The sequence below is a fragment of the Roseburia sp. AF22-2LB genome (assembly GCF_003461125.1).
GTDB classification, from domain to species: Bacteria; Bacillota; Clostridia; order Lachnospirales; family Lachnospiraceae; genus Roseburia_C; species Roseburia_C amylophila.
On sequence record NZ_QTWM01000002.1, the window covers coordinates 536,018 to 548,261 of the forward strand.

Consider the following 12,244-nt stretch of genomic DNA (forward strand, 5'->3'; position numbering starts at 1 on the left):
CCTCCTATTCTGCTGCTAACGGGCTGTGCTGATATGGTCTTGTCTGTTCAAAGGCATATGCGGCACGGATGATATTCTTCTCCTTGAAGCAGTCTCCAATCAACTGCATGCCAATCGGAAGCCCCTTGCTGTCGATGCCGCATGGCAGGCTGATTCCCGGAAGTCCTGCCAAGTTCACCGATACGGTATAAATGTCGCCTAAATACATTTTTAACGGGTCGCTTAAGGACTCTCCCAACTTCGGAGCGGTGGTCGGTGCTGCCGGTCCTAAGATAACATCATATTTTGCAAATGCTTTATCAAATGCCTGCTTTATCAAAGCTTTCGTACGCAGTGCTTTCAGATAATAAGCATCATAATATCCGGAACTTAAGACAAAGGAACCTAACATGATACGACGTTTTACTTCTGCTCCGAAGCCTTCGGAACGGGATTTCTTATACATGTTGTGAAGTCCTTCGTAGTCTTTCGTACGATAGCCATATTTTACGCCATCAAAACGGGCAAGGTTAGAGCTTGCTTCTGCATCTGCAATTACATAGTAAGCAGGGATTGCATATTCTACCAGGCTCAAATCGAACTCTTCTACGATAGCACCTTTTTCTTCTAATTTCTTAGCGGCTGCTAAAATAGCATCCTTTACTTCTGCATCCAGTCCTTCTCCAAAATAATCTCTTGGAATACCGATTTTCATTCCTTTCACATCATCGACTAATGCACTGGTAAAATCGGTCTCTTCTCTCTGAATGGAAGTAGAATCCTTTTTATCATAGGAAGTAATTGCCTCTAAAATGGTTGCGCAGTCTGTCACATCTTTGGCTACCGGTCCAATCTGGTCTAAAGAAGAACCATATGCAATCAGTCCATAACGTGATACGGTTCCATATGTTGGTTTGATGCCGGTCACACCACAGAATGCACTTGGCTGACGGATAGAACCACCAGTGTCTGAACCCAATGCATAAAAGCATTCTTCTGCTGCAACTGCAGCACAGCTTCCACCGGAAGAACCTCCCGGTACATGTTCTGTATTCCATGGATTCTTCGTCTCGCCAAAAGCGGAAGTCTCTGTAGTACTTCCCATGGCAAACTCATCCATGTTGGTCTTTCCAAGAATTACTGCTCCGGCTTTTTCCAGATTTAATACTGCTTCTGCGGTATAAGTCGGAATAAAGTTATATAAAATTTTAGAACTGCAGGTAGTCAGCATTCCTTTGGTACACATATTATCTTTAATTGCTACTGGCACTCCTGCCAGAGGTCCTGTTAATGTTCCATCGTCAATAAGCTTCTGCACTTCTGCCGCCCGCTTCATAGCGCCTTCTTCATCTACGGTAACAAAACTGTGTACCGCATCCTCTTTTGCTGCAATGGCTTCTAAGGCGGCTCTTGTAGCTTCTTCTACTGATACTTCATGGGCTTTGATTTTCTTTCCAAGCTCTACTGCTGTCAGTGATAACAAATTCATCTTCTGCCGCCTCCTTTACTGATCTACGGTCTTTGGTACAACAAATGCCCGGTCTCTGCGCTCCGGCGCGTTGGCAAGGGTATCCTCGCCGCCGTCACCATTGGTTACTACATCTTCCCGGAATACATTATGTACCGGAAATACATGGGACATCGGTTCTACACCGGATGTATCCAGTTCATTTAATTTATCAATATAATCTAACATGCTTTCCATGTCTTTTTTTGCTGCTGCTTTTTCCTCTTCGGAAAGTTCAAGCTTTGCAAGGATTCCAACGTATTCCATGGTTTCATCTGAAATCACATTTGCCATTGTTTTTCCTCCTTAATCACGTACTTTGATATGAACTTCTCTTAACTGCTGCTCGGTTACTTCGTTTGGTGCTCCGCACATCAAATCCTGTGCATTTCCATTCATCGGATAAGCAATGACTTCACGGATGTTATCCTCGTTACGCAGTAACATAATCATACGGTCAATGCCAGGAGCCATTCCTGCGTGTGGCGGTGCTCCAAACTGGAATGCATTGTATAATGCGCCGAATTTATTTTTCAGCACTTCTTTATCATAACCTGCGATTTCAAAAGCTTTCTCCATAATCTGCATATCATGGTTACGAACTGCACCGGAGGAAAGTTCCACGCCGTTGCAGACGATATCGTACTGGTATGCTAAGATGTCCAGCGGATTCATGGTATTGAGTGCCTCTAAGCCGCCCTGAGGCATGGAGAATGGGTTATGGGTAAATCCGATTTTCTTGGTCTCCGGATCACGCTCGAACATTGGGAAATCATTGACATAACAGAAACGGTATGCATCTTTCTCAATTAAATCCAGCTTCTCGCCTAATTCATTTCGAATCATGCCTGCATAATATGCGGCACGCTCTTCTTTATCTGCCATGAAGAAAATGGTATCTCCTACTTCAAGACCTGCCAGATTTCTGAATTCTTCTTTCATGTCATCCGGGATAAATTTGTCAATCGGTCCCTTATAGCTTCCATCTTCTAATACTTCCAGATATCCTAATCCACCCATTCCGATTCCGGTTGCAAATTTCAAAAGTTTCTCATGGAAACCTTTGGACATCTCTGCATGTACACGGATGGCTCTTACGGTCTTTCCGATAAATGGCTTAAAGGTACATCTCTGGAAGAACTCTGTCACATCGATGATACGAAGTGGGTTCCGAAGGTCCGGTTTGTCACTTCCGAACTCTAACATTGCCTGTTTATAGCTGATGATTGGATATGGTGCTTTCGTTACTTTGCTGCCTTCCGGTGCGAATTTCTCAAAGGTGGCAGAAAGTACTTCTTCACCAATCTTAAATACATCTTCCTGGGTTGCAAAACTCATTTCAAAGTCAAGCTGATAGAACTCTCCCGGTGAACGGTCTGCTCTTGCATCCTCATCACGGAAACATGGTGCAACCTGAAAATATTTATCAAATCCGGATACCATCAGAAGCTGTTTGTACTGCTGTGGTGCCTGTGGCAATGCATAAAATTTTCCTTTGTATTTTCTGGATGGCACGATGTAATCTCTTGCGCCCTCCGGAGAAGATGCACAAAGAATCGGAGTCTGAATCTCTAAGAATCCCATCTCTGTCATTTTCTCTCTTAAGAAAGAAATTACCTTGGAACGGAAAATAATATTGTCTTTTACTTTCTGGTTTCTCAAATCCAGATAACGGTATTTCAACCGGACATCCTCACGGACTTCCTTACTGGTCATTACTTCAAATGGAAGCTGTGTATAAACCTCTCCTAAAATATCTACGCTCTTTGCCTCTAATTCAATGGTTCCGGTCGGAATCTTTGGATTGTAGGTCTCTTCATCTCTTTTTTCAATCAGACCTTCTATGGAAACTGCCTGCTCCTTGCGGATTCCCTCTAACAGTTTTCCATCCCGGATTACAATCTGCATTACTGCATACATATCTCTTAAATCAATAAAGGATACGCCGCCATGGTCCCGGATATTCTCTACCCAGCCTGCTACCCGAAGTGTCTTTCCAATGTCGTTTTCGCTTACCTGATTTAAGGTTACGTCTCTGTAAATGTTGCTCATCTTATCTACTCCTTTTCTGATATGATTGTCAGCCCGGAGTATAAAAATAACCCCGGAATACTGACTCGTATTCCGGGGCGAATAATCTTCTTATCCGCGGTACCACCCGCATTGGAAAATGAATGCTTCATCTTCCCTCTCTTCGTGCGTAACGTGCACTACGTACTGACCTACTGTAATTCAGCCAATCGGCTCCAGAGTGTTCCCTTTGCTTTCTCTTCCAAACAGCGCTCTCAGTCGGTGACGCTGTATTCCTGTCGGCCTCTGAAAGTAAGAGTCTCTTTCCCAGCTTTTGCAACTATATCTCCTAGTTGTTGACTATGATAGCACTGCTTTTTTTGTTTTGCAAGTATTTTTTACAAATCTGATGCTATTTTTTCACTATGTCCTTTATATTATCCAATTTTATTTTATATAATGAACATAATCTGTTTTTCTCGGAGCGGCGTCTTTTGCCGGTTCTTTTGCATAGCCAATGACACAGTTTCCAATGCCTTCGTAATCTCCTTCAATGCCAAGTTCCTTTAAAATTGCTTTTCCCTCTTCCCGCTCAAAAGTTTCTTTTGCACGGTGAATCCAGCAGCTTCCAAGGCCTAAGGAATGTGCTGCCAGCATCAGATTGCCCATAACGAGGCTTCCATCATAAAGATAGGTGGGACGGCTCTTATCTGCTAACACCACCAGTACCACCGGTGCTCCATAAAACGGATCGCCGGTTGTTCCCATAATCTCAGCATTTACCTTGGAAAGTCTGTCTCTTACTTCTTTATTGGTAACTGCAAGTATAATCGGTGACTGCCTGCCCATTCCGGTAGCCGCATAAGTTCCAGCTTCCACTACTTCTGCAATCAGCTCTTCCGGCACCATATCTTCCTTATAACCTCTGATACTTCTTCTTGTCTCCATTGCTTTTATGATCTCGTTCATTCCTTACTACTCCTTTCTGATGCTCCGGCGGAAAATTTCATCCGCCTCTTTCACTACTTCTATCTCTCCGGTCTCAATCATATGTTTAATGCGGTTCATATACCAACTGTCACTGATTCCAAGGGGATATTTTAACAACAGATTTCCAATAAGTCTTGCCTGTATGATTTCGCCCTCCGGCAGTTCTCTTCGAATCAGGAAATCATAAAAATCATCTTTTACGCCCACCAGACAGCCATTTATCAGAACCCGAAGAGGTGCATCCTCTTCTTTAAGTTCGTCCCATCTGGATGCAAATACTTTCTGCTCATGCTCTGAAAGTTCCTTTTCCAATGGGAGGAATCGATAAAACTGTCCGGCATCTACTTCTCCCCAGGAAGAATAACGTACCGTCGTATTTTCCTCTTCTCTTACAAAATCCGGCAGACGTACCACGGATATCGCACATTCATATTTCCGCAGCACACTGACTGCATGGCAGAGTCCGCACAGGGAATAAGGCTTGTTGCTGTACCAGATACGGAAAGATTCTCCCTGCTTTGCAAACTGCTCCATCCGCTGCAGCTCTTTTACATAAGTTTCCACTGCCTGCTCTAATTCTTCCCGCCCCTCTTTCTCATCCTCATTCCAATAGACACCATACTGCTCTAAGATTATCTTCTTCCGATATGTACCATCCAGTGGTTCCCTCAGGCAGCCAATGTCCAACATAAATGGCAGTATAATGACCTCCGCAGAAGTTCCGCCAACTGCTTCTCCTGCAAACATGTCTTCAAAGGTGGCTTTGTCTGGCTTTTCCCCAAGCCATGCGGTTGGTCCATCCTCATAATCCGGCTGCTGATAGTTCTTCGCAAGCTTCATGGCTACGCCTTCACTTTCGCCAAATAAGATTTCTATCATCTACACTTCTCCCTGCTCTATGAGATATTCTAAGAATGCTTCGCATCCGCGTGTTACATCCGCATAGGTTTTATCGAACCTGCCGCTATACCATGGGTCAGATATTGCTGCCTGCTCTCCGGCAAAGGAAAGCAGCATGGATATTTTACCGCCACGATGCCCGGTTATCCGCTCGATTCCACGGATGTTGCTTTCGTCCATCCCTATAAGGTAATCATAAATCTCATAATCGGATTTTGTCAACTGTCTCGCCCGCTTGTCCCGAAAATCGGTCTCCGGCGTATTCCCGATTCCATGCTTCTTAAGCTCCGCCTGCGCCGGCGGGTAAATCGGATTCCCAATGCCATTCCAGATTTCTTCGGTGCTGGTGGCAGCCGAGGCTATCTCGAAGCGGTCGGTGAGACCTCGTCTGGCGACGAGGTCCTTTAGGATGAATTCTGCCATGGGGGAACGGCAGATGTTGCCGTGGCAAATGAATAGTATTTTTATCATTGTTGCATAACCTCGCATTTCTTAGTTTTTCTTGGTTTTTCGGGCTTTGTAAGCCTTTGTGAATTTTTCTTTTCTGGCATAACCTGGTTTATTTTCTCATAATATCGTCCGCAAAAGGTGTAAAATAAGGTGTATGTTTTTCCATTTTACACCTTGCTATTTTCAATTAAAAATCGTAATTGCACAACCTGAATCCGGGCAACTTCTTCCCTGGCATCCTCAAGATTTACGTGCGTATATGTATTCAGCGTTACGCTGATGTCTGAGTGGCCCATCAAATATTGCAATGCTTTTGGATTCATTCCGGATTTTGCCATATTTGAGCAATAGGTATGCCGACATACATGAGGGGTGATGACAGGCATCTGTACTTTGTAAGTATTATTATACTTCTGAATGATGTGTTGAAAATAATGCTCCCAGTGCAGGGAATAACAGATACTTTCATTTTTATCAAAGTATAAGAATCCACTTTTTCCATCTACCATAGGTTCTGCTTTGGGCGGGTTTCGTTTTTCTATAATTTTCCGAAAACATTCCTCTACATCTGCAGTCATAGGTATCTTTCTTGTTCCGCTGGTTGTTTTAGTCTCTTGAATATAATATCCGATTTTTGATTTTTTCTGCAATTGATGATCGATGTTGATCGTATGCTCCTTGAAATCAATATCAGAAATCGTCAAACCACAAAATTCCGAGATGCGAAGGCCTGTTTTAAATAATATGTAAATTCCTTCATAATACCTGCAAAAATGAGGGTCTTCCTTCACAAACCGTAGGAACTTTCGTTCCTCAGCCCTGCTGATTGCCTCTCTTGTCACACTGTCATTCACAACCACTTCCATTAGCTGAAACTGAAATGGATTTTTCCTGATCAGGTCATCATCCACTGCCAACTGAAATGCCGGACGAAGAACTCCTCGGATTGAATGGATGGAACTATAGCTTTTCTTTTCTACCTGCTGAAGATGTATCAGCCAACATTTTGCATCCGAAATCCGAACCGTATCAATCCTTCTTTTTCCAAATGGATCTTTCTTCAATAAATTGATAACTGTTCCGTATCCTGCAACTGTAGTAGGTCTGACACCGGTTTTTGTTGATGTATATTTTTCAACCAGTTCCAGTACCGTCATATTTCCGCCATTTGTTGCAATCTGTTCAAAATGATCTGCCTGGATTTTCTTCTCCATCTCCCGAAGCGATAAAGCCCGGCGCTTTCCTTTCGGAGTTGCATCGTTATGGTCTAAGCGCCAGCTATATACGCAGCGCTCCTTTCCCATCTCATCGACATACTTAAATCTATATCTGCCATCAGATAACTGTATTTCTCCATTGTGTAATATACGTCCTCTATGATCTCTCCTTTTTTCACTCATAATATTTCGTCTCCTTCATTAAATGCTCATTTAACTTGGAAGACCGTCTCGGTTTATTCATTATACCACAAGACCTTCTCTTCGCTAAGATAAAATGAACATTATTTTCATTACCATTTCTTCTATTCTGTCACTTAAACTGTACTGGCTGTGTCCAGATAATCTTCAAATAATTTTCTTTTGAACCGGATATGCGAACCAACTTCCAAAATAAAATCTGCTCCTTCATTTTCACCTGCGATTTGTCTCAATCTCTTTTCTCCAATTCCGTAATATTCTGCTGCTTCGGAAACATTTAAAGAATATTTCTTCCAAACAGGTATTGTTTTTTCTGTATGATTCATTCGCATTCCTCCTTCCCTCTGTTTGTGTTCAACAGCGTTTTCGCTTTCTCCATTTTCATACTTGCAATCGCTTCTCGTTTGCTTGTGCCTCCAACATACACGGGTGTACACATTTCTAAAATACGGTCATAGATACGCCTTTTATCCAACATGGTCTCGCTTTTTATTTCTTTCAGCGGAAGATTCGTTGTGATGATCAAAGGTCGTCCCGAACGGATCCTGCGGTCTATGACACTAAAAATAATTCCTAACGCATATTCTGAATTTCGTTCCACTCCAAGATCATCAATAATCAAAAGCTGATAAGACGCCAATGCATTGATATATTCCGTTTTGTCTGCCAGTGGAAATATATCATCAATAATGGTATTGAAATTTGTCATCTTTACCATTACTTCTTGCTTAAGAAGTTCATTGGCAATGCACCCCGCAATAAAACTTTTCCCGGTACCAACCGGTCCCCAGAACAAACAGCCTATATGATTTCTTTTCATTTCCTCCCAGTTATCAACATATTTTTTTGCTCTATGCATTACCGTATCTGACATATCTGCATTCTCAAATGTCCACTCTTCCATTCTGCTCTCGTCAAAACAGATGCTCGTATTTCTGCTGACTAATTCCCGGTGCTCTTTGTCTTTAAAATATTTTTGTTCTTCTTCATACGCTTTTCTGTCACAGGCACATTGCCTGGAATGTTTCTTCATCCCCATAAATCCACCCTCAGGAAAAAATGCTTCTTTCGCTTCCCCACAGACTTTACAGTATTGCAAACCATCACTGCCTACACATACAGTATCTTCTTCTCTCATCACAAACTCTCTCCTTCCCCATAGCAATAATTTACTTCATGATATTTATTTCTTTTATATTTCTCAGTTACTTTACTAGGTGCCACATTTCCGACTCCTGCACAGCCATTTTTACGACCAGATGAAGGTTGCTTTTCCGACTCTGTTGCAACCATCTTTTCAACCGCCTTATTCTCAACCAGCTGTAAACCAATCTCATCAGATAGAATTTTTACATATAAATGATTGGGTTTTGAAAAACCACCAGATCTGCGAACCAATAGTCCCACATCATCTAATTCCTTCAATGCTGTTTTTACAGAAGATTTACATTTGCCGATTTGAGCAGACAATTCCTCTATCGGAAAAATCAGATAAACATTTCCATACTTGTCTATCCAGCTATTCTTTCTCGATATCCGTGCCCGGTCATACAAAATCATATAAAGAAATTTTGCAGTTTGGGAAATGCGCAGTTTGAGCAAAAACTTCGGAAACTGGAAGTACTGAAGCATCTGCTCTGACTCCTTCATGTATTCATATTTCATTCTTTTCTCGCCTCGTTTCTGTTTCTAATTGTTGTAAAAATCATTTTTATACCGGCTCAAAAATGTCCTTACACATATTCAAAAGATGAAGGGCATAAATACAGGTTCTTGATAAAAATTTTTTAAATTTTTCCTGTCCAAAATACCCTTACATAAAACGAAACGCTGAGAGGCATTTTTACAGCCCCCTAATGAAATTTTTTTAATTTTTTTGATTAATTGAATATTTGAAAACAAAAAAACACTCACCTATTCCAGGTGAATGCCTTATCAAAATTTCCTTATTTTGTTGTCTATGACGCTTATTCAGATATGCCTGCATATCTGCTAAAATGTAATTGCCAGCAATTATATTTTCACGTGGGTATGGGGACGTAATCCCCATCAAGTCTGCCACTCGTAAGTAATACAATATTGTCAAAATGACAATACTGTAATACACGGGTGGATCTTGCTCTGGTTGTAACGTATGAATTCATACAATAATAGGCCCAAATGGGCACTTTCACCATTTGAGCCTATATATTATATATGTCTTTCAAATGATAGCTTAAAAAATAGCTGTCTAGACGGTATGTTTTTAACGTAGAATTGATTTTATGGAAGACAAGGCATGGAATGCTTTGTACCTTTAATGGAAAAATTTAATGATATTTACCATGTACAAAAAAGAAACGGCAGATAAAAAACATCACACGAATCCTTATCGTGCTGTAAACTATATAAGAGATGAGAACGGAAATCCTATATGCCCTAATGGACGTAAATTTCTTTTCAAACGAAAACAACATGTAAGATATAAAAAATATGGACGTACAGAAGAAATCTATCCAAGCTTATTAAGTGTACCCTTTTTACATAAAACAGTGACGATTTTCAAAAAACATATATTAATGTAAAGAAACGCCAGAACCAGCATTTGTCGGAACTAGCGTTTCTTTAGCAGAGACTTATTTTACAGCCCCGTTTTTTGCTTATATTATTTTCCTCCGTTGGATTTCAATTTTGGAAAGAAGATGACTATCTTAAAGCCCTTTTCCCACGGGGAAGCAGCTTCCAGACGAAGGTTTAGATCGTCAGCCATCTTCTTAACCAGGTAAAGCCCTATACCGGTAGCTTTCTTTCTGCTGTCAGTAGAATCCCCGGTAAAGCCCTTTTGAAAAATATACGGCAGATCATATTTTTTTACACCGATGCCATTATCCTCAACTGAAAGGACATCTGCGATCTCCGAATGTATCATAGAGATTGTTAGCATGGGACTATCGCTGCTATATTTTATGGCATTGCTCACGATCTGTCCCAACATAAACTGAAGCCCTCTACGGTCTGTATAGACTGTTTCAGATTGCAGTTTATTGATAATTACAAACTGCTTTTCTTCCAGAAGTGGGGCATAGTCCTCCAGAACTTCCCCCAAGCAGTCATTCAAATTGATATCCTTAAACTGATAATCCTTTGTACTGCTCTTTAACCGGGCATAGTATAACATCTGAGTGACATCCTCCTGAAGCTGACTGCGGACATAATCCAGTTTTGCTTGCAGGGGAGGAGACATTTCGTTGCTCCGATTATCCAGGAGCATGGTCAACAACGATAGGGGCGTTTTCGCTTCATGTGCCCAGCCCTCCACATATTCTTCATAGTCCTGTAGGGCATCTGCCATACTGTTACTCTCAGTTTTGTGTTCCTGTAAAACTGATGCCAGAAGCCGGATAGATTCTCCTTCTTCCCGGCTGATGGCACTGAGCAGCCGTTCCTCGTTGCAGATGGCAGGATCACTGAGGAAATCCCGGAACAGCTCTCGGCGGGTGGTCTCCCGCTTGTTTAGTACAAACAGAATTGCTGAAAACAAAAGGAGGCTTGTCAGAACTACTAACCCACTCAAGGTTTGAAATGCCTGAATGTCAGAAATCCAAAGAATGATAGCACAAAAGCAATCCACGCCCAACAGCAACAGCAGCCAGGGGTAGTACCGTTCTATCATGCGCCAAAGCCGCTTCATGGAGCCACCCCCGTTTCCAGACGATAGCCCATCCCACGAACCGCAACGATTCGCTGCTTCATCTCAAGACCGGACATCGTCTTTTTCAGCCTGGTCAGATTAACCTGCAAGGCATTTTCGTCTATGTATTCCGTGGTTCCCCATAGTGCTATGCAAAGTTGCTCCGTCGTGACCAGAGCATCGCCGCCGGACAAAAGAGCAACCAACAGTTTTCCCTGATTTTTTGGAAGCACGACAGAGGTATTATGAATATAAAGCGTGTAGGTCTGCTGGTCTAACAGGAAATCTGGTCCCTCTATGAGATTGGTACGGCCTTCATACCTTTTGAGAATATTGGATACCCTGGCAAGAAGTCGATCTTTTCTGCACGGCTTCGTCAAATATTCATCAGCACCCAAGTGGAACGCTTGCAGTTCATCCTTTACCTGATCTCTGGAAGTCAGTATCAGGACGGGGATAGCGGTTTTATTCTTTAGTTCCTGGCAGATTTGAAAGCCACTGATCTCCGGCAAATTCAGGTCTAAGATCACAAGGTCAGGACGGAGGGCTGCCAGGAGCCGAGCGGCATCTTCCAACTCGGTGATTGCCTCCGCAAGATACCCGTCCTTTTGAAGCATATTGCAGAGTTCTTCCCGCATATAGACTTCATCTTCCACAACAGCAATTCTTTTCACGGCAGCACCTCCTTCCAAATTATTCTTCTCTCTGTGGCTGCATCAGTGTCAGCAAATACCGATCACTGGAGCGCTTGACCACTCTCATATAAATATATTCTATCACGCAAAGCAGCAAAATCATAGCAGCAGATACAAACATCATTTCAGCCACTGTCCCACGGGTTCGGGACGAGAGTATCCCTGTAAATAACGCCCTGACTCCAAACAAACTGCTGACAGCCGCAACCAATACAGGAAGTCCCATAAACCAGGTAATTTGCTTTCCAGCAGACTGGCAAAGGGTTTCGTAAGTAGCTCCCAGGCGGATCAGGGTCTGGTATCTGCGCCCGGTTTTCTGCTGACTCATCAGGAACTGAACACCCACGATGGTGTTGGCAACTACCAGGAAAACAATCGCAAGATAGAGGGTAATATAACTGGATGCTATGGTGTAGAAAAGCTGACGACCCATATTCTGAAGATAGCTTTCATATTCAATGTCAGTTTCGTCCAGCTTCTCGTTCAAATCCAAATATGCAGTCATAAGGCTATTTCCATTCAGAGCTTGCTCACTGAGCACCGCATTGACATGGGTATCATACATTCCCTGACTATAATATAGGAATGCTTCATCCGGAAGAATCAATGCAAAGGACAAGGTTAT

Annotated in this window: 13 protein-coding genes and 1 pseudogene; 1 reads left to right on the plus strand and 13 read right to left on the minus strand. The window is 42.3% G+C overall.

What is annotated here, in order from left to right:
* Positions 1 to 4 precede the first annotated feature (4 nt).
* From gatA to DWX96_RS05345, 10 genes are all read right to left on the minus strand, one after another.
* Positions 5 to 1,468: an Asp-tRNA(Asn)/Glu-tRNA(Gln) amidotransferase subunit GatA gene (gene gatA, locus DWX96_RS05305; protein ID WP_118056938.1), complete on the minus strand. Its 1,464-nt coding sequence runs from the start codon at positions 1,466 to 1,468 to the stop codon at positions 5 to 7.
* Between the two features lie 15 nt (positions 1,469 to 1,483).
* Positions 1,484 to 1,780: an Asp-tRNA(Asn)/Glu-tRNA(Gln) amidotransferase subunit GatC gene (gene gatC, locus DWX96_RS14415; RefSeq protein WP_022242659.1), complete on the minus strand. Its 297-nt coding sequence runs from the start codon at positions 1,778 to 1,780 to the stop codon at positions 1,484 to 1,486.
* A 12-nt stretch (positions 1,781 to 1,792) separates the two neighbouring features.
* Positions 1,793 to 3,538: an aspartate--tRNA ligase gene (gene aspS, locus DWX96_RS05310; protein WP_117699106.1), complete on the minus strand. Its 1,746-nt coding sequence runs from the start codon at positions 3,536 to 3,538 to the stop codon at positions 1,793 to 1,795.
* A gap of 405 nt (positions 3,539 to 3,943) precedes the next feature.
* Positions 3,944 to 4,465, minus strand: coding sequence for a nitroreductase (locus DWX96_RS05315; protein WP_117699105.1), 522 nt, complete (start codon positions 4,463 to 4,465; stop codon positions 3,944 to 3,946).
* A 6-nt stretch (positions 4,466 to 4,471) separates the two neighbouring features.
* Entirely contained in the window at positions 4,472 to 5,365 is an 894-nt protein-coding gene (locus tag DWX96_RS05320; RefSeq protein ID WP_118056939.1) for a DUF3658 domain-containing protein, read from the minus strand.
* On the minus strand, positions 5,366 to 5,857 hold the full coding sequence (locus tag DWX96_RS05325; RefSeq protein ID WP_118056954.1) for a low molecular weight protein-tyrosine-phosphatase: 492 nt from the start codon (positions 5,855 to 5,857) through the stop codon (positions 5,366 to 5,368).
* A gap of 146 nt (positions 5,858 to 6,003) precedes the next feature.
* A complete protein-coding gene (locus DWX96_RS05330) occupies positions 6,004 to 7,236 on the minus strand; it encodes a site-specific integrase (protein WP_118056940.1) in 1,233 nt (410 codons plus the stop codon).
* A 134-nt stretch (positions 7,237 to 7,370) separates the two neighbouring features.
* Positions 7,371 to 7,580, minus strand: coding sequence for a MerR family transcriptional regulator (locus DWX96_RS05335; RefSeq protein WP_004844954.1), 210 nt, complete (start codon positions 7,578 to 7,580; stop codon positions 7,371 to 7,373).
* Complete coding sequence (locus DWX96_RS05340; protein ID WP_109216668.1) at positions 7,577 to 8,392, minus strand: ATP-binding protein; 816 nt, start codon at positions 8,390 to 8,392, stop codon at positions 7,577 to 7,579. Before DWX96_RS05340 ends, DWX96_RS05335 begins: the two co-directional genes overlap by 4 nt.
* A complete protein-coding gene (locus DWX96_RS05345) occupies positions 8,392 to 8,919 on the minus strand; it encodes a replication initiator protein A (protein WP_118056941.1) in 528 nt (175 codons plus the stop codon). The genes DWX96_RS05340 and DWX96_RS05345 overlap by 1 nt, the downstream gene beginning before the upstream one ends.
* Before the next feature lie 647 nt (positions 8,920 to 9,566).
* On the opposite strand from DWX96_RS05345, the gene DWX96_RS05355 reads away from it, so the two are divergent.
* Positions 9,567 to 9,818, plus strand: coding sequence for a hypothetical protein (locus DWX96_RS05355; protein ID WP_055218790.1), 252 nt, complete (start codon positions 9,567 to 9,569; stop codon positions 9,816 to 9,818).
* Positions 9,819 to 9,898: 80 nt separating this feature from the next.
* Here DWX96_RS05355 and DWX96_RS05360 read toward each other — a convergent pair whose 3' ends face one another.
* The 3 genes and pseudogenes from DWX96_RS05360 to DWX96_RS05370 form a co-directional block, all read right to left on the minus strand.
* On the minus strand, positions 9,899 to 10,924 hold the full coding sequence (locus DWX96_RS05360) for a sensor histidine kinase (protein ID WP_109216666.1): 1,026 nt from the start codon (positions 10,922 to 10,924) through the stop codon (positions 9,899 to 9,901).
* Positions 10,921 to 11,598 (minus strand): response regulator transcription factor, encoded by a 678-nt coding sequence (locus DWX96_RS05365; RefSeq protein ID WP_055218786.1) that lies wholly within the window; start codon positions 11,596 to 11,598, stop codon positions 10,921 to 10,923. The genes DWX96_RS05360 and DWX96_RS05365 overlap by 4 nt, the downstream gene beginning before the upstream one ends.
* Positions 11,599 to 11,617: 19 nt before the next feature.
* Positions 11,618 to 12,244, minus strand: a pseudogene (locus DWX96_RS05370) (ABC transporter permease); the annotation flags it as partial.